Here is a 24,638-nt window from a genome sequence, read left to right on the forward strand (position 1 = left end):
GCCCTGGGTGACCGGACTTTTGTCCGGTCGATGTCCAGCCGTTCGTCGGGGATCCGCCGGGATAGGGTGGCCGCGTGCGGAGTCGACTGGTGTTGATCGGTGCGGTCCTGTCCTCCCTGCTGCTCCTGCCGGGCATCGCCTCGGCTTCGCCGGTCGTGGAAGGCGATACCGACGATCCGGTCACCGCCGCGCCCGCGGTCACGCGGCCGGACACGCCCCACTGCAGCGTCACGCTCGCCGACGGCTTCCGCTCCAACGCCGCCGACGGCAGCCCGCGGTTCTACGAGGGCACCCTCACCCCGCCGAAGGCCTGCCCCGGGCCGTGGGCGAAGGTCGTCATGGACCAGACCGTCACCGTGAGCGGGCGGCAGTACGACCGGATCGGCGACCTGAAGATCGGCGGCACCGAGGTCTGGTGGGGGACGACCGAGGAGCCCAGCGGCGAGGGCCGCCGCGCGATCACCTACCACTTCGACAAGGACCTGACGCCCTACAGCGCCTTGCTGCGGACCCCGCAGCCCTTCCACGGCGGCGTCGAGAACTACACCTCGCCGATCTACACCGGCGTCTACGCCCAGACCGTGACGCTCACCTACTACCAGGCCGACCGCAGGCACCCCGCACCGGAAACCCCCGGCCACGTCGCCGGGTTCGGGCACGCCGACGCGACGCCCGCCGCGCCCACCGTGCACTTCACCGCCCAGGGCCTGCCGCGCAACATCACCCGCGCCTACCTCGAGGTCACCCTCGAAGGGCACGCCTGCGACGAGCAGTGGTTCGACGACGTGCCCGACGACGTCGCGGCGAAGTACCCGGCGGCCGGGCTGTGCGGGAAGGGCCCCTACCGCGAGGCGAACTTCGCGATCGACGGCACGCCGGCCGGGAGCGCGTTCACCTTCCCGCACATCTACTCGGGCGGGATCGTGCCCCAGCTGTGGCGGCCGATCGTCGCGATCGACACCTTCAGCCTGCACGCCGAAACCTACGACGTCACGCCGTTCGCGGGGCGCCTCGTCGACGGCGGGACCCATGACCTCTCGTTCTCCTTCCCGGACATCGGCGGCGAATTCACCGTCGTCCCGACGCTACTGCTCTACACCGACAAAAACGCCGCGCAGACATCCGGTGCCCTGACCCGGCACGACGTCGCCGCCGCGCCGGTGCGGCAGACGACGGTCAAGGACATCGACGGCGGGGTGAACGTCACCGTCACCGCGAAGCGCGACGACGTCACGGCCGGCTACGTCGACACCTCCGCCGGCCGCGTGTACACGCGCGTCGAGCGCACCCGCGACTACCGCAACAGCGACGACGTCACCGGCGGCGGCTTCACCCAGCACGTCGTGCAGGCCGATTCCGGGCAGCAGACGTCGGTGTCCACAGTGGACGGCCGACCGCGCTCGTCGGCCCGGCACACCTGGTCCTACCCGCTGACCACGGACGCGACCGCGAACATCACCGACGACCAGAACCTGCGGATCTCGGGCTCGGTGGAGATGACGAAGATCCTCGGAGACGCCACCGGCGACGGCCGGAACTGGCGGCCGGTGAGCGCGTCCCGCGAGTGGCTGACCTCGTCGGGCGTATTGGCCCGCACGAACGGCGTGAACACCGAAGCCGACGGCCGCTCGAAGACACTCTTCACCGGCTCCGACGACCTGGGCCGGCCGTACTTCCACTACGTCGCGAGCCAGCACGGGCTGATCACCGGGAACCGAATTGTCGGTGGTCGCGGATAGGGTCCGGCGCGTGACCGAACCTGCCTTCGTGACCGAAACCCGGACCGCCTACGACACCGTCGCCGATTCCTACGCCGAGCAGCTGCGAGACCTGCTCGACGAGAGCCCGTGGGACCGGGCGATGCTGAGCACGTTCGCCGAACTGGTCGGGAAAAGCGGCCCGGTCGGAGACCTCGGCTGTGGCCCGGGCCGGCTGACCGGGTACCTGGCCTCGCTCGGGCTGGACGTGTTCGGCGTCGACCTCTCGCCCGGCATGGTCGAGGTGGCCCGGCGGACGCACCCCGGGCTGCGGTTCGAGGTCGGTTCGATGGCCGCACTGGACCTCGGCGACGGCACCCTGGCCGGGGTGGTGGCGTGGTATTCGCTCATCCACACTCCACCGGAAGAACTGCCGCCGGTGGTGGCGGAGCTGGCGCGGGTGCTGGCACCGGGCGGACGGCTGCTGACCGGGTTCCAGGTCGGCGACGAGCGCCGCCGCATCACCCAGGGCTACGGCCACGACGTCGCCTTCGACGCGTACCGGCTGCAGCCGGACTTCGTGGCCGAGCTGTGCGTCGCCGCCGGGCTCGTCGTGGAGGCGCGGCTGGTCCGCGAACCGCACGGCCCGTACGAGAAGACACCGCAGGCGTACCTGCTGGCCCGCAAGCCGGGGTGAACCCGGTCTCGCTACGCGTCACCCGATCGGGCTAGTACGGTACTGTCGGTCCCATGGGGAGTCTCCGCTCACGAGTCTTGGGCTGGGTCGGCCGGCGCTACCTCGCCCGGCAGTCGAAAAAGGGTTTCGACCTCGAAAAGATGTCGGCCATCCTGCCCGATTCGGCGCTGCTGCCGCTGCGGCGGGAGGGCCTCGACCCGGTCCCCGCGATGGCCGCGCAGCGGAGCGAGGCGCCGATCGGCCGGCTCGACCTGCCGTTCGGGATGAACGCCTGGCTCGTCACCGGCTACGACGAAGCGAAGGCCGTGCTCGGCAAGGCGTCTGGGTTCTCCAGCGACTTCGGCAACCTGGTCGGCAACGCCGGCGTGACCGCCGACCAGAACCCGGGCGGCCTCGGTTTCGCGGACCCGCCGGTGCACACACGGCTGCGGAAGCTGCTCACGCCGGAGTTCACCATGCGCCGGCTGAGCCGCCTGGCCCCGCGCATCGACGAGATCGTCGCCGAGCAGCTCGACGCGATGGCCGCGGCCGACGGCCCGGTCGACCTGTGGCAGGCGTTCGCGCTGCCGATCCCGTCGCTGACCATCTGCGAGCTGCTCGGCGTGTCCTATGAGGACCGCGAGGACTTCCAGCGGCTGAGCACCGCCCGCTTCGACCTCTTCGGCGGCGCGGGCGCCTCGCTCGGCGCCATGTCGGAGTCGCTGACGTACCTGCTCGACATCGTCAAGAAGCAGCGCGAACAGCCCGGCGACGGCCTGCTCGGCATGCTCATCAAGGAACACGGCGACGAGATCGACGACCGCGAGCTGGCCGGCCTGGCCGACGGCGTGCTCACCGGCGGCCTGGAGACCACGGCGAGCATGCTGGCGCTCGGCGCTCTGGTGCTGCTGCGCGACGAGAAAGCGATGGACGCCGTCCGCGGTGACGACGAGTCCGTGCACCGCTTCGTCGAGGAGCTGCTGCGCTACCTGACCGTGGTGCAGATGGCGTTCCCCCGGTTCGCCAAGGAGGACATGGAGATCGGCGGCGTGCGCATCGCCGAGGGCGACATCGTGCTGGTGTCGCTGTCCGCGGCGGACCGCGACCCCAAGCTGGGCCCGGACATGGAGAAGTTCGACGCCACCCGCGAGCCGACGTCCCACCTGGCCTTCAGCTACGGCATCCACCGCTGCATCGGCGCGGAGCTGGCCCGGATGGAGCTGCGCACGGCCTACCCGGCGCTGATCCGCCGCTTCCCGAACCTGCGGCTCGCGGTGCCGGAGGAGCAGCTGTCCTTCCGTAAGGTGTCCATTGTGTACGGTCTGGACGAGCTGCCGGTGCTGGTCGACTGACGGGCGTCAGTGCGGGATGGCCCGGTGGCGACGGCGCGGGACGCGGTCCCGGTGCGCTTCGATGACGAGCGCGACCTCGGTGGCGGTGTTCGTGGTCGCGAGCTCCGCCAGGTAGCCGACCCCGGCGGCCAGGGCCGGCAGGTCCACGGCGAAGTAGACCCCCATCAGCGGGTTGACGAACAGCTCGCTGCCCGCGGTGCGGGTGCTGCCGTGCACGTCCCCGAACTCACCCCGCAGCGCGGCGGCGATCTGCCCTTGGACGATGCTCGGCCGGCCCGGGGTCGCCCGGTTCGCGTGCGCGACGGCGTCCAGGTAGGCCGCCGCTTCCGGGGACGCCGACGGGATCGACAGCGCGCCCAGGTACCCGCCGGCCCGGTCGAGGGCGGCGAGGTTCTCCAGCACGTGCGCGTGGCAGACGCCGTGGAAGGCGTCGATGCCGAAGCCGAGGCTGACCACGATCCGGTCGAGGCCCTCGAGCGCGGCCACCGCGGCGAGGCTGGTCATGTCCTCCTCGGGGGTGCCGAGGCCGGATTCGTCCCCGCGCAGCAGGATGTCCGTGCCGCCGTCGACGAGCACCACCGCGTCGACGGCGAGCTGCGCGACCAGGGCTTCGTAGGCTTCCCGCAGCGGCCAGGCCCCGACGCGCGGGAAGGCGTGGACGACCGGCGGCCACCCCTGTGTTCCGAGCCAGCCGGCGAGGGTCCGCTCGGGGAAGTAGCCGTCGTCGCCCGCGCTGCCGGGCCGCACCCGCGCCACGTCCGGCGCGATCCAGTCGTCCAGCTCGAGCCGGTTCAGGTCGCTGAACGCCAGGTTCGCGAAGCAGACCTCCTTGCCCTGGGCACGCAGCGCGAAGGCGAGCGGGAGACCGGCGTAGACGTCGAACCCGCCGCCGGCGCCGGCGATCAGGACCCGGCGGGCGGGCCGCAGCCGGGTGAACAGCGGAGGCTCCGCGAGCGAGAACACGCCGCCATCGTACGGAGGTTTCAGCGGACGCCGCGGGGCCGGAACTGGATGCTGATCCGCGGCCCGGCCGCCCGGGTCGTCTTCGGGATCGCGTGTTCCCACGTGCGCTGGCACGAGCCGCCCATGACGATGAGGTCGCCGTGGCCGAGGGCGTAGCGGTGCGACTCGCCGCCGCCGCGGGGGCGCAGGGCCAGCTGGCGGGCCGTGCCCACCGAGAGGATCGCGACCATCGTGTCCTCGGTGCTGCCACGGCCGATCGTGTCGCCGTGCCACGCCACGCTGTCCCGGCCGTCGCGGTAATAACACAGCCCCGCGGTGCGGAACGGCTCGCCGAGTTCATCCGCGTAGTGCTCGCTCAGCGCGGCGCGGGCCTCCGCCAGCACGGGATCGGGGAGGGTTTCCGTTTCGCGGTAGAAGCACAGCAGCCGCGGGACGTCGACGACCCGGTCGTACATCTTCCGCCGCTCCGCCTGCCAGGGGACGCCGGTGGCGAGTGCGGCGAACACCTCGTCGGCGCCGGCGAGCCAGCCCGGCTGCACGTCGACCCACGCGCCGGAGCCGAGCTCGGTCCGGCGCGGGGCCAGGGCGTGCAGCGTGACGGGGCCGGATTCGCCGAACAGCGAGGCCTGCAGGGCCGGAGTCGTCATGGGTCCGACCGTACCACGATGTTCGAACAGATGTTCTACGTGAAACATCGCGAAGCCGTCGGTCCCGGGGTCAGCCGGTGGGCCGGTCCGCGAACCCGGGCCAGCCGCACCAGTCCGGCCGCGAGAACGCGTCGGGGTGCTCGATGACCTCGAGCACCCGCCGCGCCCAGGTTGCCGCCCAGGCGTCGGCCGAGTGCTCGGCGGTCCGGGTGTGGCCCACCATGCAATGAGCGCGCTGAGCGCCGTCCGGCGACCCTGGCTCGGACAATCGGGGTCCGCGACCAGCTCCAGCAGGACGGGCAGGTGGCTGGGCTCGGCCATCATCAGGTCCCGGTCCTGCACCGGCTCCACGGCGCCGCGATCCGGGGCCGGCGGGAGCGGCGATCAGTGCGTGACGTCGTAGACGAGCTTCTGCACCCCGTTGCCGTACGCCTCGCTCTCGACCAGCTTCAGGTTCTGCTTGTCCTTGTCGGTCTCGCTGAACAGCCGCTTGCCCGCGCCGAGCAGGACCGGGAAGACCAGCAGGTGGTAGCGGTCGATCAGGCCCGCGTCGGCCAGGGCGCGGTTCAGGGTGGCGCTGCCGTTGACGATGATCGGGCCGCCCTCGGTCTCCTTGAGCGCCGCCACCTCGTCCAGGGAACGCAGGATCGTCGTCTCGCCCCAGTTGTCGACCAGGTCCGCCTCGGCCAGCGTGGTCGACACGACGTACTTCGGCATCGCGTTGTAGCCGGCGAACTCGACGGTCATGCCCGGCCAGACGGGCGCGAACGCCTGGTAGCTGACCCGGCCCAGCAGCAGCGCGGTGGCTTCCTCCTGCTCGCTGCCCTTGATCGCGTAGGCGGCCGGGTCGAACTCGATGTCCTTGAACGTCCAGCCCGCGTTGCGGTAGCCCGGCTCCCCGCCGGGGGCTTCGACGACGCCGTCGAGCGAAACGAACGAGGTGGAGATCAGGGTGCGCATGCGGTGCTCCTCGGAGGGTCGATCGTGCTTCCAAGAGTCTGTCGAACGGCGCAAGCGCGATTCGACACCCACCCCGGAGAAAACTTCCGACCGACCACGCGCGAGAGAAGTGGGTCTTGCCCGCCGCCGCGCGGGCTCGTACAGTCACTTCCACGCCGGATAAAGGTCTGGACCTTTGTGCGAGCCACCGCCGCCTCGAGTGACACAGGAGGTTGACGGTGCGCAGACTTCACGGTGCGGGCGTGCTCGCGGCGGCGGCGCTGGGGCTCGCGGTGTGCACCCCGGCGGCGGACGCCCAGGTCGGCACGGGTCCGTGGACGGCGGACTCGCCGGGCTACTCCGAGCAGGAGCGGGGATGCGGTGACATCTCCGGCTTGACGTTCAAGCTCACCTGCTCGACCGGCAGCGGCGACCAGCGCGCGGAACGCCGCTACGCCACCTACACCGGCGGCACCCATCAGTTCGAAGGCTCCTTCAAGATCACCAGCATGACCGGCTCCCGGATCAGCCTCAAGCAGACCTTCCGGGACGGTTCGAACGCCGGGCCGTACTTCATGCTGGCCGTCGAGAAGGGCGGCCGGATGTACGCGGTGGAGGGCGGGGCGACGCTGGGCAGCGGCGCGACCGTCGGCACGTCGGTGCGGGTCAACACGATCAACCAGGTCGGCAGCTCGCACAAGGTGTACCTCAACGGCTCCCTGAAGCAGACGATCTCGAGCCCGGGCGGCAGCTACTACGACAAGTTCGGCAGCTACCGCACCTCGAGCGGCGCGGGGCCGATCACCGTGCAGTGGAGCGGGATCAAGTTCTGGCACAAGTGACCCCACGGCGTCCCCGGGTCACGCCGGGGACGCCGCCCAGGCGCCGAGGTCGTCCCAGGCGGCCAGCCGGCGACCGCTGGTGAAGCGGCGGTGGGCGCCGGTCAGCGGGTCGTCGAAGTCGAGCACCTTGGCCAGCAGCTGCAGGGGTTTCGTGAAGTCGCCCAGCGGTTTCTCGCGCAGGACCGGGTAGAAGTCGTCGCCGAGGATCGGGACGCCGAGGCCGCTCAGGTGCACGCGCAGCTGGTGGGTCCGGCCGGTCGAGGGGACCAGCCGGTACCGGCCCAGTCCGTTCCGGTGCTCGAGCAACTCGACGTGGGTCTCGGCGTTCGGCTCGCCCGGCACCTCCTGGGCGGCCAGGACCCCGCGGTCCTTGACGATCCGGCTCCGGACGGTCCTCGGCAGGTCCAGGGCCGGGTCGTACGGCGCGATCGCCTCGTACTCCTTGTGCACCCGGCGGTCGCGGAACAGCGTCTGGTACCTGCCGCGCAGCTCCGGCGTGATCACGAACATCACCAGCCCGGCGGTGACACGGTCCAGGCGGTGCGCGGGGGACAGGTGCGGCAGGCCGAGGTCGCGGCGCAGCCGCACGAGCGCGGTCTCCAGGATGTGCTGCCCGCGCGGGATGGTCGCCAGGAAGTGCGGTTTGTCGACGACGAGCAGATGCTCGTCGCGGTGCACGACGTCGATCGCGAACGGCACCGGCACCTCGTCCGGCAGGTCGCGGTGGAACCAGATGAACGAGCCGGGCGCGTACGGCGTGTCGACGCCGAGCGGGCCGTCGGTGCCGTGGATGCGCTCTTCGCGCAGCATCTGCTCGATCCGCCCGGGCGAGACGCGCGGCAGCCGGTCGACCAGGTGCGCCAGCAGCGTCGGCCACTCGCCGTCGGGCAGTTTCAGCCGGGCCGGGTCCAGCCCGTGGCGGGGCGGGATCGGCGGGCGGAGCTTGCGTCTCATCGTCCCCGACTGTAACTAACCCTCGGACGGCGTCCGGTAGCGCGCGAGGTAGCGGGCGGTCGCCTCGGCGTTCTTCGCTTCGGCGGCCTCGGCGCGGATGCGGCGTCCGGTGTGGTGCGGGAAGCCCTGCCGGCCGAGCCGGTGTTCGACGCTCTCCTCCATGTACGCGCACGAGTAGAAGTACGCGACCAGGGCGGCCATCAGGACAAGCGAGAGCCGCAGCCAGATCGAGCCGGGCAGCAGCAACCACACCGCGCACAGCGGCGCGATGCCGATCGACCGCTGCAGCACGAAGCGGGCGCGCCAGTGCTTCGACGTCGCATCGTGCAACGCCCAGTCGTTGTAGCGGGCCGGCAGCTTGACCCCGACCGCGTAGCCGAGCCAGCGGAGCACACCAGGTCGTTCCATGAGGACTACAGTACACTAATAGTTAGTGTACTAATTGTCTCGTGGGCCACGTTAGGATCGCGCCATGATCGACCTGGGTGAAGACCCCCTGAAGCTGGACCGGCAGGTGTGCTTCGCGCTGTCGGTGGCTTCGCGCAGCGTCATCGCGATCTACCGGCCGCTGCTGGAGCCGTACGGGCTGACCCACCCGCAGTACCTGGTGATGCTCGCCCTGTGGGAGCAGTCACCGCGGTCGGTGAAGGAGCTGGGCGAGGCATTGCGCCACGAGCCGGCCACGCTGTCACCGCTGCTCAAGCGCCTCGAGGCGCTCGGCTACGTCACCCGCAGCCGCAGCCGCTCGGACGAGCGTCGGCTGACGGTCGAGCTGACCGAGACCGGCCGCGCGCTGCGGACCGAGGCGGAGAAGATCCCGTACAAGGTGGTGGAGACGCTCGGCATGGAGGTGTCCGAGCTGGAAGCGCTGCACGGCGTGCTGAGCCGCGTCATCGCCGCGACGGCCTGAGGAATGCCCGGCCGCCGGGCGGGGTTGGACCCGGTGTGCTGAAGATCAGGCTGGGCGTCGCCCCGGCCGCGGGCACCGGGCCGGCGGAGTTCGCCGGGCTGGCGCAGCGGCTGGAGGACGCCGGCGTCGACTCGCTGTGGCTGTCCGAACTGGTCTACTCGCCCGAGGTCGACCCGTTGATCGGGATGACGCACGCGCTGGCGCGGACGGCGAAGCTCAAGGTCGGCACCGGCGTCGCGATCCTGCCGGGACGGCACCCCGTCCTGGTGGCCAAGCAGCTGCTCACCCTGGCCGGGCTCGCGCCCCGGCGGGTCCTGCCGGTGTTCGGCCTGCGCCCGGCCCGCGCGGCCGAAGCCGCCCTCTTCCCGGTGCCGTCCGGCCGCCGCGCCGCGGTCTTCGACGAGTCCCTCGTGCTGCTGCGCCGGCTCCTGGAAGAGGACGAGGTCTCCTTCGACGGCGAGTTCTTCCAGGTCGAGCGGGTCCGGCTCGGTCCGCGCCCGCAGAAGCGCCTCGACGTCTGGCTGGGCGGTTCCGCCCCGGCCGCCCTGCGCCGGACGGGCCGGCTCGCGGACGGCTGGCTCGGCAGTTTCCACACGCCGTCGCAGGCTCGCGACGCCCGCATCGCCATCCAACGGGCCGCGGCGGAGGCCGGGCGCGAGATCGAGGAGGACCACTTCGGGCTCAGCCTCGCGGTGGCCGACCGCGGGATCCCGGACGAGCTCGCCGCGGTGGCGGCCCGGCGGAACCCCGGCGTGCCGCTGCCGGACCTGGTGGCGACGAGCTGGCCGGAGGCCCGGCGGCTGGTGGAGCAACACATCGAAGCCGGGCTGTCGAAGTTCGTGATCCGGCCCGCGCACGCCGATTTCGACGGCTTCCTGGAGAAGTTCCAGGCGGAACTGGTGCCCCTGCAGAACTAGCCGTGGTTGACGTTGCCGTGGACCTGGCCGATCTGGAACGCGCTCCCGCTCACCGTCCCGCTGATCACGTTCGTCGTGCTGCCCGGTGCCGTCGGCTCGATCTTGGACCGGGCCACGGCCAGCTCCTCCTCGTAGCCGCCGGCGCCGTGGCGCAACAGGTCCCCGCTCGGGTTCGGGACGTACAGGTAGATCGTCCCGCGGTACTCCTTGATCGCGACGTCGGCCGGGACGACCTTCGTCGCGGGCAGCTTCGCGTATTCGCTGGCCAGCACGTCTTCGAAGACCCGCTGCGACAGCGCCACCGCGAGGAACGTCTGGTCGGGGTCGGAGCGCTCCAGCACCGAGCGCACCGGGTCGGCGTCGAGCAGCCGGTGCGTCGTGATCACGGCACTGCCGATCGCGGCGGCCGAAGTCGTGCCCGGTGCCGGTTCGAGGATCGGGCCGACGTTCAGGCTGGCCCGCATCCGCAGGCGGACCGACCGCGCGGCCGACCGCAGGCGCGCGTCCCGCTCGGCGAGCACGGCCTGCAGCTCGTCGAAGAACCGGGTCACCACCGCGGGCAGGAACCGCGGGTCGAAGCCGAGCCCGTAACCGTCGCCGGTGCCGTGCGGGAACAGCGCGGTTTCCCAGACTTCGCGCAGCCCGGCGCGGGTGAAGGCCTGCGAAAGCACGTCGGGGATGGCGGCGGACACCACCGCCTGGGTGGCGGCGGGGTTGCTGCCGAACCCCTTCGTGTCGACCACCAGCAGGGCGCGGTAGGGCGGGAGTTCTTCGACGGACAAGGTCGGGCCTTCCTGGTTGCCGGTGACCTGGAGATTCTGACGGACCGCGGCCCCGCTGCTCTCGTACGTTCGAGGTAATTCCCCCGGCATCCCGTGCCGTCGCGCGCGGGCGACAGGTACACAGGGAAGTTCGGGCCTCGGGTGGGAGCTCTCGGATGACGTCTCGGAGCGGTGCCGCATCACCTTCCGAAGTGCACAACCACGTCGACGGTGGCGCGGCCGGGGTGGTGCTGCAGGCCGGGACCATCACCGGTGACGTCTGGGTCGCCGGCCCGCGGTCGCCGCACCCGGTACCCCGGCAGCTGCCGCCGTCGCCGTCGCACTTCACCAGCCGGGCCGGCGAGCTCGCGGCCCTGGACGAGGTCGCCGGGCAGGAAACCGGCGGCCGGCCCGCGCTCGCCGTGCTGGTCGGGCCGGGTGGGGTCGGCAAGACCGCCCTCGCCGTCACGTGGGGCGGCCGGCACGCCGGGCGCTACCCCGACGGCCAGCTCTACGCCGATCTGCGGGGGTTCTCGGCGGGGACCACGGTCCTGCCGGACGAGGCGCTCGGCGCGTTCCTGCGCGCGCTCGGCGTCGCCCCCGAGCGCGTGCCGCCCGACCTGGCCGAGCAGGCCGCGCTGTTCCGGACGCTGACCGCGGGCCGTCGGCTGCTGGTCGTGCTGGACAACGCCTTCTCGGCGGCCCAGGTCCGGCCGCTGATCCCCGCGTCCGCCGGCTGCACCGTGGTGGTGACCAGCCGGCTGCGGCTGGACGGCCTGGTCTCGGAGGGTGCGCGCTTCCTCGACGTGGCACCGCTTTCCCAGCCGCACGCCGTGGAACTCGTGGTGAACGCGGTGGGCCGGGCCCGGGTCGCCGGCGAGCTCGACGAGGTCGCCGAGCTGGCCGCGCTGTGCGGACGGCTGCCGATCGCGCTGCGCGTGGCGGCCGCCCGGCTGGCGTCCCGGCCCCAGTGGCAAGTGGCCCGGGTGGTGGCCGAACTCGGCGACGAACGCTCGCGGCTGAGCCGGCTGTCGGCGGAGGGTGCCGCCCCGGTGGCGGCGATGTTCGACTGGTCGTACCGGGCGTTGCCGGAACCGGCGGCCAAGCTGTACCGGTTGCTGGGCGAGTTCCCGGGCGCCGTGTTCGGCGTCGAGATCGCCACGGCGGCGACCGAGCTGCCCGATCCCGCCGAAGACCTCCAGCAGCTCGTCGACGCGAGCCTGCTGGAAGAGGTCGACGAGTTCCGCTACCGCTTCCACGACCTCGTCCGGCTGCACGCCCGTGCCCAGCGCGACGACGACCGCGCCGAGGTGGTGCCGCGGGTGGCGACCTGGTACCTGCACGCGATGACGCGGGCGAACATGGTCGTCATCCCGCTCCGCTGGCGGGTCAGCCCGGTGTGCGAGCAGTACCGCGGCACCCCGCCCGCGTTCGGCTCCGGCCGGGCCGCGCTCGACTGGCTCGACGCGCAGCTGCCGAACGTGCTGGCCGTGCTCGAGGAAGCGGACGCGCAGCGCCACGACGAGGTGGCCTGGCAGCTGTGCGAGGCGTTGTGGGAGCTGTTCCTGCACCGGAAGCACTTCCCGCGGTGGCTGCGTTCGCACGAGCTCGGGATCGCCGCGGCCCGGCGGTGCCGCAACGCCGTCGCGGAGTCGCGGCTGTGCTGCCAGCTGGGCCGCGCTTACCTGGACCTGGGCCGGTTCGAGGAGGCGGAGGAGCACTGCGAGCGTGCGCTGGAGCTGGCGCGGGCGGCGGGGAGCCGACACAACGAATCGGTGGCGCTGGACCAGCTCGGCACGGCCGCGCAGGGCCGCGGTGACGTCGAGGCCGCGATCCGGCGCTACACCGGCAGCATGGCGATCGAAGCGGAGCTGGGCATCGACCGCGGCGTCGCGCAGCGGCACCGCCGGATCGGCGAGGTGCTGGCGCAGGCCGGCCGTGACGCCGAAGCGGCCGAGCACCTGGAAACCGCCCGGCGGATGTTCGCGGAGATGGGCGACGAGAAGGACGAGGCGAAGGTGCTGGTGGGCCTCGCCCGCCTGGACGCCCGCGGCGGCGACGTCGCCTCCGCGGAGCGGCGCCTGGAGCGGGCCTGGACGGTCCTGTCGGAATCGGGCTCATCGTTCTACCAGGCGGACGTTCTGGTCGGCTTCGCCGACGTGGCGGAGCACGGCAACGACCGGGCGGCGGCGCGCGGCCACCTCGCCGAGGCACTGAAGCTCTACGAGCAGGTCGGCGGGCCGCAGGTGGAGCGCGTCCGGGCCCGGCTGGAGCGTTACGACGCCGAGGTCGCCGAGCCGCCGCCCGCCGACCACCCAGACGTGGGCGGCGACAGCGCCGAACGCGCCGCCGACGACGGCGAGTCCGCCGGAGCGGTCCCCGACCACGCCGCCGACGGCGGCGACGGAGAGCCCGGGCAGGTCGGCGAATGACCGGGCGATGAGCGCGCGGGCGTCGGCGAACGCCGGGGTGGCGGCGTGCACGAGGACGTCCGCCAGCGCCGGGCACTGGCCGCACCCGGCGGTGGCGAAGCTGCCCCGCGCGCCGGAGGCCAGCGCGTAGGTCCAGAGCAGCGGCGGGTGCATCATCCGCGCGGCCGGGTCCGGGGCAGCGGGATCAGCGGCCAGGTCGTGCGCCGCGGTAGCGGCGCGGGGGACACCGGCACGGCCCGGGCGGGTTCACCGAGGCCGAGCAGGGCGTACATCTCCCGCCGGAGGATCTTCCCGGCTTGCCCGGGGCGCGAAGTCAGCAGGCCGGCGATGTGGGCGTCGAGGCCGTGGCGCTGCGCTTCCCGCGCGGCTTCGAGCTGGGGGAGGAGCGGTCGGCTCCGGTCCCACAGCGGCGTTTCCGCGGCCAGCACCGCGGTGGGGCTGCCCGGCAGCAACGGTTGCGGAGCGTGGGGAATCCGGAGAACGGGGGTACCGGCCCCGGCCGCGAAGGCGCCGACGGAGGTGTAGTCGGCCAGCACGACATCGGCGGCGGTGACGGCCCCGCGCCAGTCGCTGTGCGGAGCCAGCACGACGAGCCCGGCTTCGATGGCGTCGGCGAGCCAGCCGAGTACCTGACCGACGCCGTGCTGCGACCAGATCTGTGGGTGCAGCGAAGCGACCACCTGTGCGTGCGGTGCCGCGTCGACGATGTGCCTGAAGAGGTCCGGGTTGCTGCCGAAGCCGGAGCGGGCGGACCAGGACACGGTGACGCAGATGATCTCCCGATCGTCCGTGACGCCGAGGGCCCGCCGGTACTGGTCCCGGTAGAGAGCACTGGCGACGAGCCGATCGAAGGCGATGTCCCCGGCGACGACGGCGTGCGGAACGGCCTGCGGGCAGAGGTCGGCGAGGAGTTCCAGTTCCCGCTGGTGGGTGAGCACGATCCGGTCGGCGAGGACCCGGCCGTCCCGCAGCAGCTGCTCGGGGTGCAGGCCGGTGACGAGCTCGCCGGAGCGGTACTGCCCGAGGCCGCCGCCGTGGGGGACCAGGAGCTTGGGACCGCGCACGTCGGCGAGGCCGCGGTTGCTGCCGGCGAGCACGAGGCCGTGCGTGGTCCGGGCGGCCTGCTTCGCGGAGAGGAGGAGCCCACCGTGCGCCCGGACCAGGTCGGCGGCATCGGGCCGGTCCTCACCGTCTTCCGGCACGGTGAAGACACACTGCAGCCGGTGGTCGGTTTCGAGGAGCGGGACAAGGTCCTCGAGCCGGATGAGCGCGACGATGTGCGGGGCGAGGAACAGCGCGGACTCGCCGATCCGGGTCGCCCAGCACCGCTCCGCGGCGGCTCCTCCGTCGTCGTTCATTGTCGCCAGCCCGCGGGTGATGGGCAGCGCGACGCGAAGCAGCGGTGGTGGGTGCGGATCGGCGGGCGGAACACGTCGGACCGGTCGGGGTGGATCCGGGGCGATATGCGGCCGGCGGGGACTGCGGCTCTCATGGTGCCTCCTGGAGCGGGTCGGCAGGCAGTGCCGACAGGTCGGACCTGGGCGGTGGCCGTGCGTGGGCGCGGCCGATCTGCACCGGCCGGCTCGGCATTCGGTCGAGCCGGCTGGAAGGCGCGGACAACCCTGTCCATGGGAGAGGCACTCGGAGGCCGGTCGCGGGTTCTTGGCCCGTTCGCTCGGCCGGGTGGCTCGGAACCACCGATAAGGGTGGTTTGCATTCCCCGGGAAGTTGGTCTTGGGTGTTTAGCCGGACGGCGGCACCACCCCCGGGTGGGGGAGTCGTATGCTGTCGACTCGGCAGTAAGTCCGCGCTCGCGTCACGGTGGGTCGCAGGTTATTGCCATTCAGGAGCGGTCCCTGGTTGCAGCCGGGGGCCGCTTCTTTCACATCTGTCTCATCACTCGTCCAGCCTTTCCAGCATCCGGTCGATCAGCGCCGGTGTTTCTTCAGCGGGAAGCGCTGCTGCTTCGAGCTTGTAGAAAATCTGGATGAACTCGGCTGCCTTCACGGCTCCGGTCACATCGTCGAAGAACAGGTCTCCGTTCGGCTGTTCCAGGTTGAGGAACAGGTCGTCCTCCTGTTCGGACAGCTGGAGCAGTTCGAAGGAGCTCTGCATGCCATCGATCCAGCCCGCCTGGTACGGCAGGATTCGCAGCGTCACGTTGCGCTTTTGGGCGATTTCCTTCAGGTGGCGCAACTGGATCCGCCAGCCGTGGGCATCGGTGATGCGCCGGTGAAGCACCGACTCGTCGAGGATGAAGAAGTGCTCGAAGTCGAGCTCCTCATCCAGCCGCTGCCGCCGCTCGGCGCGGAGGTCGACCATCCGTTTGGCGATGGCCGGGTCGCCGGACTTCACCAGCGACCGGGTGTATTCGGGTACCTGGAGCAGTCCGGGCACGAGGTGCAGCTGGTATTGGCGGAGGATCACGGCGGCTGCTTCGAGCCCGAGAAACTTCACGAACTCCGGGCTGCTGGTGCGTTTGTACTTGTCCCACCAGCCCGGTTGCCGGCCGGCCTTGGCCATCTGCACGTAGGTCTCCACGCGATCTCGATCGGTGATGCCGTAGTGCAGGAGGAGAGCTTTCAGGTCGGTTATCGACAGGCCCACTTGGCCACCCTCGATGCGGTTCAGCTTGCTGAGGGACCAATCGAGTGCGTCGGCAACATCCTTCTGGGTGAGCTGCAGGGCCTCCCTCGCCTCCCTGATCTCAGCCAACACCCGCCGTTGGGAGGCCACTGGCGAGTGCGCCTTAGTCATATCGGTCCGCTCCAATCACTCGGTGGGGTGACACTCGGCAGAGTGCCACATAGCAGAAAGATAGCAGGCTGGTGGTCGTACGTCAGCCTGCCTCGCGTAAGAACGCTACCTTGTCGTTCGCCAAGTGGCGATGCGACCTACGGCAGTCGACTTCGACCCGGTGTGACCTGGCCAGGGCGTCTCTTGAGAGCGGTGAGCCGACTGGTGGGAATGGTGCGCGGAGGTGGGCCAGGACGACCCGCGGAGAAGGCTGCGCCGTGATCGAGCCGCTGTGCCACCGCAGCCGGGCGGTGGCGAGGTCTCGTCGTCGATGGAGAAGGACGCGCCGGTTTCGCCGTGGGCTGGGCGCCGAGTTTTCCTTCGTCGTCGAGGTGCGTGGCCCGCCGACATGAATCCTGTTCACCCCGGGCCACGCCGAAGACAATCGACAGTCGCTTCCGCCGCTGGACGGCGTCGGCGTAGCCCGTCCGGACACGACCTTCGACGCCGAAGTCTGCAAGCAGGGGCAACGTGGCCGAACGCTGCTTCAACCGGGCTCGAACAGCTTCGTGGCCTCGCCATCAGCTGTGCCAGACGCACCGTTCGCCGGCAGGGCGAACTCCCCATCGCCGCCGTCGTGCTCTGACTCCGATGACCTACAGGCCGACTCCGATGCGCAGGCGAGGTGCCCTCGTCGCCAAAGGTGCAGGGCCGAGGAGGGAGGCGGCTAGGAGTGGGTTTCCAGGAACGCGCCCCACGCTGTGTGGGTAAAGGCCAAGACGGGGTGAGGGAACTTCGAGTCGCGGAGGAACACGTGCCCGAGGGTGGTGGCCACCTCGACGCAGTCGTCGTTGCCGCCGCTGCCGCTGGTCGAACTCTTCACCCATCTCAACCGGACGGCATCGTTCTCGGTTGAAGGCTGCCCGACTTGCTCGGCCACGTGCGTCCCCCGGTTCTCGAAAGGCGCGTACCGGCCAGCCGGGCGGCGTTGGGCCGGAGCATCGCGTAGAAGTGCTCGAAGCTTAACTGCGGAACGTGACGGCTCGACACCGCCGAGAGAAGGATAACCCATGGTCCACACGTTTGTTGTGGAGCGATTCCGGGTCAAATCCATGACACTTCCCAGGCGAGTGGAAGCGTGCTGCACATGCACAATTCCGTGCAGATGAACGCTCGTCCCGGAGTGCCGCGAACCCGGCTGGATGACCTTGGTGTGCCCGGGAAATCCGTCGATCGGATACAGGGTGGTTGCGGATTCCGGCTCGCTGGGAAAACGGGATCAGAACTCCAGTTGCTCCGTCTTCCGTGGCATGAGCAACAGCGCCCCCACCGAAAGCACAGCCACCGCCAACAATCCCAAGAACACATAGTGCGTCGCATCCGCCAACGCCCCGCGCACGAACACCGCCGCCGCGGAGTCGGCGTGGCCGCCGCCCAGTACCAGGCTCGTCGCGTCCACCGACGGCGGTAGCGGCCCCACTCCCGGCGGCGGCGAAGCGAACCGCGAAGCCAGCGTCGCGTTGGCGATCGCTCCGAACACCGCCGCTCCGACCGCGCTGCCCAGTGACCGGCTGAACAGGTTCGTCGCGGTCACCACGCCCCGGCGGTCCCAGCCGACCACCGACTGGATCGCGACCAGCGTCGGGCTCGCCGCCAGGCCCAGCCCGATCCCGAGCACGAACGCCGCGAACGCCGCCCCCCACAGCGACGATCGCGCGTCCAGCAGGGCCACCAGTACGCCGCCCGCGATGATGAACACGCTGCCGATCAACGCCGTGTCGCGGAAGCCGATGCGCAGGTAGATCTTGCCCGCCAGGGACGCCGAAATCGGCCAGCCCACCGTCAGGGCCGCCACCGCGAAGCCCGCCACCAGCGCGCCCGCGCCGAGCACCCCCTGGGCGTACGTCGGCAGGTACGACGTCAGTCCCATCAGGACCGCGCCGACCACGACCGCCACCAGGTTGCCGCCCACCAGGATCCGGCGGGTGAACACCCACAGCGGCAGCACCGGCTCGGCCGCGCGCTTCTCCACCAGCACGAACGCCACCAGGAGCAGCACGCCCGAGACGAAGATCGCCACGCTCGCCGGCGAGCCCCACGCCCACGCGACGCCGCCCTCGAGCAGGCCGAGGATGAGCAGGGAACAGCCGACGGTGAGCAGGCCGGCGCCCAGGTAGTCGACCTTGTGCGGCTTGCGCTCCACGCGCTCGGCGAAGCCGCGGAACAGCATCCACGCCGCGATCGCGCCCAGCGGCAGGTTGATGAAGAAGATCCAGCGCCAGTCCAGGTACTCGGCGAAGACGCCGCCGAGCGTCGGGCCGACCACCGAAGCCGCGCCCCAGACGCTGGCCACGTAGCCCTGCACCCGCGCGCGTTCCTCCACCGTGTACAGATCGCCGATCACCGTCATCGACATCGGCTGGATCGCGCCGGCGCCGATGCCCTGGACCGCGCGGGCGGCGATCAGCACCGGCATGCTCCACGCGGCGCCGCACAGCACCGAGCCGACCAGGAACGCCGCGATCCCGAAGAACATCACCGGCCGCCGGCCGAGCACGTCGGCGAACTTGCCGTACAGCGGCACCGTCACCGCCTGGGTCAGCAGGTAGATCGAGAACAGCCACGGGAACTGCGCGAAGCCGCCGAGGTCGCGCACCACGGACGGGACGGCGGTCGCGATGATCGTGCTGTCGAGGGCGACCAGCGCCGTGCTGAGCATGACCGCGATCAGCACCGGGCCGCGCTCGGACCGGAAGCCGACCCCACTGGTGGCGGCGGACGTCGTCATCGGCGGGGTGCTCCCTGGAACGGTCATGACCGGAGTCAACTGCTTTGCAGTCCTAAGCATTCCATCCCGGCGGCACCGGCCCCAGCGAATTTCCCGGCGCCCGTGGCGCAAGATGGTCAGGATGAGCGACTGGATCCGGCCGATCGGGCGGGGCTGGGTGGTCCGCGACGCGGTCCCCGGCCCCGACGTCGACGAGTTCGCCGAGCCCGAGCGGGTGATCGCCGCGCTGGCCGCGCCCGGCGCGGCGGACAGCCTGCTGGCCGTGCAGCACCCCGCCCGCACCCCCGCCGCCCTCGCGCGCGGTCTCGACCTGACGGCCGCCGTCCCGATCGCCCGCGCCGCACTCGAACGGCTCCGCAAGCGGTTCTACCGGCCGGTGCGCGGCTTCGTCGCGCCCTACCGCGTCGAAGGGCCGGACGGGGTGGCGCTCGGCCTGCTCTGCCTGGTCGACCCGGCCGCGGTGGCCGACGACGGCGCCGCGCGCGTCCGCCACACCGAGGACGTCTACCCCGACGTCGTCGCCGAACGGGCCGCGGTGCTCGCCGGGCTGGGCTGCGCGACGAGCGCGGCGATGCTCGTCCCGGCCGACGGCGGCCCGGAGCTGACCGAGCAGGTCGAGCAGGCCTGCGCCGGCATCGGGCTGCCCGATCTGTCCACTTCGGACGCGGCCGGGCGGCGGCACGACCTTTGGGTGGTGCCGGAAGGACCGCTGCCGAGCCGCCTGCTGGCCGCGGTGGCCGGCACGGACCTGCTGGTCGCGGACGGGAACCACCGCGTGGCCGCCGCGGCGGCAGCCGGCCACGGCGCGCTGCTCGCCCTGGTCACCGCGGGACCGGCGCTGGAGATCGGCGCCATCCACCGCGTCCTCACCGGCACCGGCCTCGGCCCGGAGGACCTGGTGACGCGCTGGTGCGCGGCGGGCCTGGACGTCCGCTACGACGAGCACGCCGTGCCGGTCACCGGCGAGGCCGTGGTGCGGGCCGGCGCGGCGGTGCTGCGGGTGCCGCTGCCGACCCCGGACGGCCCCGGGCCGGTGATCGACCACGAGCTCGTCGAGCAGGTCCTGTTCGCCCGCGCGCTCGGCGTCGACCCCGACGGGCCGTGCGTCCGCCCGCTCCCGGCCGGGCGCCCGCTCCCGCCGGACGCCGACGCGGTGGTGCTGCTGGCGCCGGTGAGCTACGCCGACGTCCTCGCGGTGCACGCGGCCGGTCGCCGGATGCCGCGGAAGGCCACGTACTTCACGCCGAAGCCGCGCAGCGGGCTCGTGCTGGCGGAGCTTTAGCGGGCGTCCCACCAGTTCAGGACCCGGGTGGCGAACAGCGTCAGCCACTTCGACGGCTGCCCGGCCGGGACGTCCACCGCGAACCACACCCGGCCGGCGTCCGTCCGCTGCTGGAGCCAGGTTCCGTCCGGTTGCCGGGCTTCCCGGATCAGCGCGATCGCCTCGGCCATCCGCTCGTCCGGCCGGCCGGCGTCGCGGAAGTAGGCGGCCGCGTTGAGCACGTCGTAGCGCCAGCGGAACGGGTAGCCGAACTCCGTCACCCACGACCCGATCGGCTCGCCCGTGGACCGGCGGCGGACCAGCCCGCGCTCCAGCAGGTACTCCTCGCCCGAGTGGCGGGCCGCCCGGGAGGCCGGGGTGCCGCCCGTCGCGGTCTCGTACGCCAGGAGGCCCTTGAGCGCGTTGAGCGTCGAGTGGACCGACGAGCGCGTCGCCCCTTCCACCCACGCGCAGTTCCAGCCGCCGTCGGGGAGCCGGTGCCCGGCGAACCAGCCGGCGATGCCCTCGACGTCCGCGCCCAGCCAGACCCCGTTGGCCAGGGTCCAGCCGTTGATGCAGCAGTCGACTTCGCCGCCCCAGTACGGCAGGTCGTCATACTCCCAGCGGCAGTTCCGGGCGAGCAGCTCGGCCGTGCCGTGCAGCGCAGCCGCGTCCAGACCCCATTCACGCAGCGCGTTCAACGACCACGTGGTCGCCGTCCAGGGCTGTGCTTCGCCGCCACGGAAGCCGGCCGGGAAGTAGGCGCCGCCCGCCCACCGGCCGTCGGGGTCCTGCGCCGCCAGCAGGCGAGCGCCGAACCCCTCCGAAGCCATCCGAGCCCGCGTCGCCTCCCAGACCTCCGGCGGCTCGCCCGCCAGGTCGCGCTCCACCTGCCAGCGCAGGGCCGGATCGGAATCGCGCAACCAGGCGAGCAGGTCCACTAGGCCCCCGTGACGCCGTCGATGGCCTCGCGCAGGAAGTCCGCGTGGCCGTTGTGCCGGGCGTACTCGTGGATCATGTGCAGCATCACCAGCCGCAGCGAGACGTCCTCGCCCCAGCGCGGCTGGTGGCCGGTGACGTCGAGGGACTCGGCGGCTTCTTCGATCTTGCGCGATTGCTCGACCTCGGCCTGCCACGCCTCGAAGGCTTCGGCGCGCGTCGACGAACTCGCGTCGTAGGCGGCCTGGAAGTCGCCCTCGTCCGACCACCGCAGCGGGATGTCCTCGGCGTTGATCACCCGCCGGAACCAGGTGCGCTCGACTTCGGCCATGTGCCGGACCAGGCTGAGCAGGGACAACGTGGACGGGGGGCTCGACGCCCGGCGGAGGTCCTCGTCGGACAGTCCGTCGCACTTCATCGCGAGGGTGGCGCGGTGGAAGTCGAGGAACGTGCGGAGCATTTCGCGCTCGCCCCCGGTCAGGGGCGGTGCGGGACGTTCGGTGGTCACGCGGGAGTGTCTATCACGCCGGAAAATGTCGTACCCGTGTTTTAAGCTCGCGCGGTGGACTTGCCCGTCATGCCGCCGGTGCGGCCGATGCTCGCGAAAGCGGTGCACGAGGTACCTCGTGCACCGGGGTTGCTGTACGAGCCCAAGTGGGACGGCTTCCGCTGCGTCGTCTTCCGCGACGGCGACGAGATCGAGCTCGGCTCCCGCAACGACCGCCCGCTGACCCGCTACTTCCCGGAGCTGGTCGAGCTGCTGGCCGCCGCGCTGCCGCCCCGCTGCGTCGTCGACGGCGAGATCGTGCTGGTCACTCCGGCCGGGCTCGACTTCGAGACGTTGCAGCTGCGGCTGCACCCGGCCGCTTCGCGGGTGCGCAAGCTGGCCGAGGAGACGCCGGCCAGCTTCATCGCCTTCGACCTGCTGGCCCTGGGCGACACCGACCTCACCGAGGAGCCGTTCCGCGAGCGGCGCAAGCAGCTCGAAAGCATCTTGGGCAACTCCGCCGAGGGGCTGCAGCGCGTCCACCTGACCCCGCTCAGCGAGGATCCGGCGCAGGCGGAGGACTGGTTCACCCGGTTCGAGGGCGCGGGCTTCGACGGCGTCATGGCCAAGCCCGGCGACCTGCCGTACGAGCAGGACAAGCGGGTCATGCTCAAGATCAAGCACGAGCGCACGGCCGACTGCGTGGTCACCGGGTTCCGCTGGCACAAGGACGGCGTGGGCGTCGGCTCGCTGCTGCTCGGGCTGTTCGACGACGAGGGCGTCCTGCACCACGTCGGGGTGGCCAGCAGCTTCACCAAGGCCCGGCGCGCCGAGCTGGTCGAGGAACTGGCGCCGCTGCGGGAGAACGCGCTCGAGAACCACCCGTGGCGGTCCTGGGCCGAACACGAGCCACCGGCCGGCCGTCAACCGGGCGTGAACAGCCGGTGGGCGCCGCAGAAGGACCTTTCCTGGGAGCCGCTGCGTCCGGAGTGGGTGGCGGAGGTGCGCTACGAGCACCTGCAGGGCGGCCGGTTCCGGCACGGCGGGCGGCTGGTCCGGTTCCGGCCGGACCGCACGCCGGAGTCCTGCACGTACGCCCAGCTCGACGAGGCGCCGCCCGCCGAGCTCGCGAAGCTGTTCGGGGAGGCGCGATGAGCGCGGCGGTCCTGCTCGACGTCGACGGCGTCGAGGTCAAGATCAGCAGCCCGGACAAGGTCTACTTCCCGGAACGCGGCGAGACGAAGCTCGACCTCGTCGAGTACTACCGGGCGGTGTCCGGGCCGCTGCTGGCCCGGCTGGGCGGCCGTCCGCTGCTGCTCGAGCGCTACCCGGACGGCGCCGGCGGCAAGAACTGGTTCCAGAAACGCGTCCCGAAGGGGGCGCCGCCGTGGCTGACCACCACGGTCGTCTCGACACCGAACGGCACGACGAGCGACGCGCTGGTGGCGAAGGACCTGGCCCACATCCTCTGGGCGGTGAACATCGGCTGCCTGGGCTTTCACGTCTGGCCCTACCTCGCCGACACGCCCGAGGTCACCGACGAACTGCGCGTCGACCTCGACCCGTCACCGGGCATCGGCTTCGACGAACTGCGTGAGGCCGCGGTGCTGACCAGGGAGTTCCTGGCCGAGCACGGCATCGAAGGCCACTTGAAGACGTCGGGTTCGCGCGGGCTGCACCTGTACGTGATGCTGGAGCCGCGCTGGGACAGCTTCCAGGTGCGAGCGGCCGCGGTCGCGCTGGCGCGGGCCCTCGAACGCCGGCACCCGGAGAAGATCACCGCGCAGTGGTGGAAGGAAGAACGCGGCACGCGCGTGTTCGTCGACTTCAACCAGAACGCCCCGCACAAGACGGTGTTCGGCACCTGGTGCGTGCGCCCGCGCGTCGGCGGCCAGGTGTCCACGCCGATCGGCTGGGACGAGCTGGACACCGTCGAGCCCGACACGCTGACACTGAGCACCGTGCCCGCGCGGGTGGCCGAGCGCGGCGATCCGTGGGCCGGCGCGGGGGAGCGGCCGCAGTCGATCAAGCCGCTGCTGGAGATGTCCGAGCGGGACATGGCGGCCGGGCTGATGGACGCGCCGTGGCCACCGGTGTACCCGAAGATGCCCAACGAGCCGCCGCGGGTGGCGCCGAGCCGCGCGAAGAAGGGCTGATCAGGGCGGACCGAGGCGGGGGTGCAGCTGGCTCCACGCCGTGAGGGCCACCAAGGCGGTCAGCCCGAACACCGCAGCGGACCCGACCCCGGCGGCCAGCGTGCCGGCCAGCGGGGAGGCCACCGTCTGGCCGACGCCGAGCCCGGCGAACGACCACGTGATGCCCCGGGCCGGCCGCTCGGGGGCCAGGCGCGCGGCCCAGAGAATGCACAGCCCGGTCAGGGCCATGTAGGTGCTGCCGAAGAGCGCGCTGGAGAGCAGGGCGAGGGGCACACCCGGGTCCGGCACGGCGAGGAGGGCGATGCCCGCGGCGGCGAGGGTCCACGTCACGAGGTTGACCGGCCGCAGGCCCGCGCGCTCGGCCGCGGGCCCGGCCAGGCCGCCGAGCAGCCCGGCCACGCCGATCGTGGCCCAGCAGCAGGTGGCGGCGACCGGGCTCAGCCCGGCCTCGGCGAGCCGGGAGCTGGAGAACGTCCAGTACGGCGCACTCGTCACGCCGATGAGGACGGAGTTCACCACGAGCGGCACCACCCGGAGGACGGGACCGGAGGCCGCGGAGACGCCCGGCGATCGCGGCAACAGCCGCCAGGCGGCCACGGTCACCGCCACGCCCAGGGCGGCGAACGCCGACCAGATCACCGGCCAGCCGAGCGCGAGCAGGGGCGTGAACGCCGACGCGGCCAGCCCGAGACCGGTGCCGGTGTTGGCCCAGGTCTGCGCCCGGGCGCGGGTGTGCGCCGCGACCGTCTCGCCGACCAGCTGGGCCACACCGGGCGAGACGAGGCCCGCGCCGGCCCCGGCGACGACGATCCCGGCGCCGAACACCGTCACGTGCGGAGCGAGGGCCATCAGCGCCAGGCCGAGTGTCGCGGACACCGCCGCCAGCAGCACGGTGCCGCGCGCCGACCGCGCGGACGTCCTCGGCGCGAGCAGTAGCCCGAGGCCGTACCCGGCCGTGGACAACCCGCCGAGCACGCCGACGCCGACCGGTGTCAGCCCGAACGTTGCGCTGAACCGCGGCACGAACGGCCCGTACGCGTAGCGCGCGAACCCGTAGCAGAGGGCGATCACGACCGCGCCGCCCGCGGCCGTCGCCATCCACCGGTCCGGCTTCGTCTGCGTCACCACTCCATCCACCAAACAGACAGGTCTGTCTGGTGTCAAGTGATGCTAGAATTCCC

At 71.9% G+C, this 24,638-nt stretch carries 26 protein-coding genes; 11 read left to right on the forward strand and 15 right to left on the reverse strand.

Going from position 1 to position 24,638, the window contains the following annotated elements:
* Positions 1-89 precede the first annotated feature (89 nt).
* Genes ACFPLC_RS32780 through ACFPLC_RS32790 form a run of 3 tightly spaced genes read left to right on the forward strand, consistent with a single transcriptional unit; the run spans position 90 to position 3,725 of the window.
* The gene (locus ACFPLC_RS32780; protein ID WP_378206777.1) at positions 90-1,739 is read left to right on the forward strand and encodes a peptide-N4-asparagine amidase; all 1,650 of its coding nucleotides are present in this window, start codon (positions 90-92) and stop codon (positions 1,737-1,739) included.
* Positions 1,740-1,749: 10 nt separating this feature from the next.
* On the forward strand, positions 1,750-2,394 hold the full coding sequence (locus tag ACFPLC_RS32785) for a class I SAM-dependent DNA methyltransferase (protein WP_378206750.1): 645 nt from the start codon (positions 1,750-1,752) through the stop codon (positions 2,392-2,394).
* A gap of 53 nt (positions 2,395-2,447) precedes the next feature.
* Positions 2,448-3,725, forward strand: coding sequence for a cytochrome P450 (locus tag ACFPLC_RS32790; RefSeq protein ID WP_378206748.1), 1,278 nt, complete (start codon positions 2,448-2,450; stop codon positions 3,723-3,725).
* A 6-nt stretch (positions 3,726-3,731) separates the two neighbouring features.
* On the opposite strand, the gene ACFPLC_RS32795 is transcribed toward ACFPLC_RS32790, so the two are convergent.
* From ACFPLC_RS32795 to ACFPLC_RS32810, 4 genes are all read right to left on the reverse strand, one after another.
* Complete coding sequence (locus ACFPLC_RS32795; protein WP_378206745.1) at positions 3,732-4,688, reverse strand: DUF1152 domain-containing protein; 957 nt, start codon at positions 4,686-4,688, stop codon at positions 3,732-3,734.
* 20 nt (positions 4,689-4,708) lie between these two features.
* Positions 4,709-5,335, reverse strand: a complete 627-nt coding sequence (locus tag ACFPLC_RS32800) for an alpha-ketoglutarate-dependent dioxygenase AlkB (RefSeq protein ID WP_378206743.1) — start codon at positions 5,333-5,335, stop codon at positions 4,709-4,711.
* 70 nt (positions 5,336-5,405) lie between these two features.
* A complete protein-coding gene (locus ACFPLC_RS32805; RefSeq protein WP_378206740.1) occupies positions 5,406-5,558 on the reverse strand; it encodes a hypothetical protein in 153 nt (50 codons plus the stop codon).
* Between the two features lie 161 nt (positions 5,559-5,719).
* On the reverse strand, positions 5,720-6,295 hold the full coding sequence (locus ACFPLC_RS32810) for a dihydrofolate reductase family protein (protein ID WP_378206737.1): 576 nt from the start codon (positions 6,293-6,295) through the stop codon (positions 5,720-5,722).
* Between the two features lie 242 nt (positions 6,296-6,537).
* Here ACFPLC_RS32810 and ACFPLC_RS32815 point away from each other — a divergent pair, with 242 nt between their 5' ends.
* The gene (locus ACFPLC_RS32815; RefSeq protein WP_378206774.1) at positions 6,538-7,116 is read left to right on the forward strand and encodes a hypothetical protein; all 579 of its coding nucleotides are present in this window, start codon (positions 6,538-6,540) and stop codon (positions 7,114-7,116) included.
* 18 nt (positions 7,117-7,134) lie between these two features.
* Here the strand turns inward: ACFPLC_RS32815 and ACFPLC_RS32820 are convergent, their stop codons facing one another.
* Together ACFPLC_RS32820 and ACFPLC_RS32825 are read right to left on the reverse strand one after the other, a co-directional pair.
* Entirely contained in the window at positions 7,135-8,070 is a 936-nt protein-coding gene (locus tag ACFPLC_RS32820; RefSeq protein WP_378206734.1) for an RluA family pseudouridine synthase, read from the reverse strand.
* Between the two features lie 15 nt (positions 8,071-8,085).
* Positions 8,086-8,463 (reverse strand): DUF5313 domain-containing protein, encoded by a 378-nt coding sequence (locus ACFPLC_RS32825; protein ID WP_191306803.1) that lies wholly within the window; start codon positions 8,461-8,463, stop codon positions 8,086-8,088.
* A 79-nt stretch (positions 8,464-8,542) separates the two neighbouring features.
* Between ACFPLC_RS32825 and ACFPLC_RS32830 the strand changes: the two genes are divergently transcribed.
* Together ACFPLC_RS32830 and ACFPLC_RS32835 are read left to right on the forward strand one after the other, a co-directional pair.
* A complete protein-coding gene (locus ACFPLC_RS32830; RefSeq protein ID WP_378206731.1) occupies positions 8,543-8,980 on the forward strand; it encodes a MarR family winged helix-turn-helix transcriptional regulator in 438 nt (145 codons plus the stop codon).
* A gap of 35 nt (positions 8,981-9,015) precedes the next feature.
* The gene (locus ACFPLC_RS32835; RefSeq protein WP_378206728.1) at positions 9,016-9,897 is read left to right on the forward strand and encodes a TIGR03854 family LLM class F420-dependent oxidoreductase; all 882 of its coding nucleotides are present in this window, start codon (positions 9,016-9,018) and stop codon (positions 9,895-9,897) included.
* Here the strand turns inward: ACFPLC_RS32835 and ACFPLC_RS32840 are convergent.
* Entirely contained in the window at positions 9,894-10,679 is a 786-nt protein-coding gene (locus tag ACFPLC_RS32840; RefSeq protein ID WP_378206726.1) for a hypothetical protein, read from the reverse strand. The two genes, ACFPLC_RS32835 and ACFPLC_RS32840, sit on opposite strands and share 4 nt — an antisense overlap.
* 155 nt (positions 10,680-10,834) lie before the next feature.
* Here ACFPLC_RS32840 and ACFPLC_RS32845 point away from each other — a divergent pair, with 155 nt between their 5' ends.
* Together ACFPLC_RS32845 and ACFPLC_RS32850 are read left to right on the forward strand one after the other, a co-directional pair.
* A complete protein-coding gene (locus ACFPLC_RS32845) occupies positions 10,835-13,090 on the forward strand; it encodes an ATP-binding protein (protein WP_378236005.1) in 2,256 nt (751 codons plus the stop codon).
* Between the two features lie 7 nt (positions 13,091-13,097).
* Positions 13,098-13,220, forward strand: coding sequence for a hypothetical protein (locus ACFPLC_RS32850; protein ID WP_378206720.1), 123 nt, complete (start codon positions 13,098-13,100; stop codon positions 13,218-13,220).
* 22 nt (positions 13,221-13,242) lie between these two features.
* Here the strand turns inward: ACFPLC_RS32850 and ACFPLC_RS32855 are convergent, their stop codons facing one another.
* The 5 genes from ACFPLC_RS32855 to ACFPLC_RS32875 form a co-directional block, all read right to left on the reverse strand.
* Positions 13,243-14,448: a hypothetical protein gene (locus ACFPLC_RS32855; RefSeq protein ID WP_378206717.1), complete on the reverse strand. Its 1,206-nt coding sequence runs from the start codon at positions 14,446-14,448 to the stop codon at positions 13,243-13,245.
* A complete protein-coding gene (locus ACFPLC_RS32860; protein ID WP_378236006.1) occupies positions 14,445-14,582 on the reverse strand; it encodes a hypothetical protein in 138 nt (45 codons plus the stop codon). Before ACFPLC_RS32860 ends, ACFPLC_RS32855 begins: the two co-directional genes overlap by 4 nt.
* 404 nt (positions 14,583-14,986) lie before the next feature.
* Positions 14,987-15,808, reverse strand: a complete 822-nt coding sequence (locus ACFPLC_RS32865) for a helix-turn-helix domain-containing protein (protein ID WP_378206715.1) — start codon at positions 15,806-15,808, stop codon at positions 14,987-14,989.
* A 745-nt stretch (positions 15,809-16,553) separates the two neighbouring features.
* The gene (locus tag ACFPLC_RS32870) at positions 16,554-16,709 is read right to left on the reverse strand and encodes a DUF397 domain-containing protein (protein WP_378206714.1); all 156 of its coding nucleotides are present in this window, start codon (positions 16,707-16,709) and stop codon (positions 16,554-16,556) included.
* Between the two features lie 396 nt (positions 16,710-17,105).
* The gene (locus ACFPLC_RS32875; RefSeq protein WP_378206771.1) at positions 17,106-18,614 is read right to left on the reverse strand and encodes an MDR family MFS transporter; all 1,509 of its coding nucleotides are present in this window, start codon (positions 18,612-18,614) and stop codon (positions 17,106-17,108) included.
* A gap of 121 nt (positions 18,615-18,735) precedes the next feature.
* Between ACFPLC_RS32875 and ACFPLC_RS32880 the strand changes: the two genes are divergently transcribed.
* On the forward strand, positions 18,736-19,896 hold the full coding sequence (locus ACFPLC_RS32880; RefSeq protein WP_378206711.1) for a DUF1015 family protein: 1,161 nt from the start codon (positions 18,736-18,738) through the stop codon (positions 19,894-19,896).
* On the opposite strand, the gene ACFPLC_RS32885 is transcribed toward ACFPLC_RS32880, so the two are convergent.
* A complete protein-coding gene (locus tag ACFPLC_RS32885; protein ID WP_378206709.1) occupies positions 19,893-20,816 on the reverse strand; it encodes a squalene cyclase in 924 nt (307 codons plus the stop codon). The two genes, ACFPLC_RS32880 and ACFPLC_RS32885, sit on opposite strands and share 4 nt — an antisense overlap.
* The gene (locus ACFPLC_RS32890; protein ID WP_378206706.1) at positions 20,816-21,322 is read right to left on the reverse strand and encodes a DinB family protein; all 507 of its coding nucleotides are present in this window, start codon (positions 21,320-21,322) and stop codon (positions 20,816-20,818) included. The genes ACFPLC_RS32885 and ACFPLC_RS32890 overlap by 1 nt, the downstream gene beginning before the upstream one ends.
* A 54-nt stretch (positions 21,323-21,376) precedes the next feature.
* Between ACFPLC_RS32890 and ACFPLC_RS32895 the strand changes: the two genes are divergently transcribed.
* Both ACFPLC_RS32895 and ligD read left to right on the forward strand, forming a co-directional pair.
* A complete protein-coding gene (locus tag ACFPLC_RS32895; RefSeq protein WP_378206703.1) occupies positions 21,377-22,456 on the forward strand; it encodes an ATP-dependent DNA ligase in 1,080 nt (359 codons plus the stop codon).
* Positions 22,453-23,457 (forward strand): non-homologous end-joining DNA ligase, encoded by a 1,005-nt coding sequence (gene ligD / locus ACFPLC_RS32900; RefSeq protein WP_378206701.1) that lies wholly within the window; start codon positions 22,453-22,455, stop codon positions 23,455-23,457. Before ACFPLC_RS32895 ends, ligD begins: the two co-directional genes overlap by 4 nt.
* On the opposite strand, the gene ACFPLC_RS32905 is transcribed toward ligD, so the two are convergent.
* Positions 23,458-24,582, reverse strand: a complete 1,125-nt coding sequence (locus ACFPLC_RS32905) for a YbfB/YjiJ family MFS transporter (protein WP_378206699.1) — start codon at positions 24,580-24,582, stop codon at positions 23,458-23,460.
* Between the last annotated feature and the right edge of the window lie 56 nt (positions 24,583-24,638).

Source organism: Amycolatopsis plumensis, assembly GCF_042652605.1.
GTDB classification, from domain to species: domain Bacteria; phylum Actinomycetota; class Actinomycetes; order Mycobacteriales; family Pseudonocardiaceae; genus Amycolatopsis; species Amycolatopsis plumensis.

Bases quoted from the DNA above. Each gene is read 5' to 3' on its own strand.
- ACFPLC_RS32855 (WP_378206717.1), bottom strand. From the start codon at position 14,448: ATGAACGACGACGGAGGAGCCGCCGCGGAGCGGTGCTGGGCGACCCGG.
- ACFPLC_RS32820 (WP_378206734.1), bottom strand. From the start codon at position 8,070: ATGAGACGCAAGCTCCGCCCGCCGATCCCGCCCCGCCACGGGCTGGAC.
- ACFPLC_RS32875 (WP_378206771.1), bottom strand. From the start codon at position 18,614: ATGACGACGTCCGCCGCCACCAGTGGGGTCGGCTTCCGGTCCGAGCGC.
- ACFPLC_RS32810 (WP_378206737.1), bottom strand. From the start codon at position 6,295: ATGCGCACCCTGATCTCCACCTCGTTCGTTTCGCTCGACGGCGTCGTC.
- ACFPLC_RS32850 (WP_378206720.1), top strand. From the start codon at position 13,098: ATGAGCGCGCGGGCGTCGGCGAACGCCGGGGTGGCGGCGTGCACGAGG.
- ACFPLC_RS32845 (WP_378236005.1), top strand. From the start codon at position 10,835: ATGACGTCTCGGAGCGGTGCCGCATCACCTTCCGAAGTGCACAACCAC.
- ACFPLC_RS32790 (WP_378206748.1), top strand. From the start codon at position 2,448: ATGGGGAGTCTCCGCTCACGAGTCTTGGGCTGGGTCGGCCGGCGCTAC.
- ACFPLC_RS32800 (WP_378206743.1), bottom strand. From the start codon at position 5,335: ATGACGACTCCGGCCCTGCAGGCCTCGCTGTTCGGCGAATCCGGCCCC.
- ACFPLC_RS32880 (WP_378206711.1), top strand. From the start codon at position 18,736: ATGAGCGACTGGATCCGGCCGATCGGGCGGGGCTGGGTGGTCCGCGAC.
- ACFPLC_RS32805 (WP_378206740.1), bottom strand. From the start codon at position 5,558: ATGGTGGGCCACACCCGGACCGCCGAGCACTCGGCCGACGCCTGGGCG.
- ligD (WP_378206701.1), top strand. From the start codon at position 22,453: ATGAGCGCGGCGGTCCTGCTCGACGTCGACGGCGTCGAGGTCAAGATC.
- ACFPLC_RS32830 (WP_378206731.1), top strand. From the start codon at position 8,543: ATGATCGACCTGGGTGAAGACCCCCTGAAGCTGGACCGGCAGGTGTGC.
- ACFPLC_RS32860 (WP_378236006.1), bottom strand. From the start codon at position 14,582: ATGAGAGCCGCAGTCCCCGCCGGCCGCATATCGCCCCGGATCCACCCC.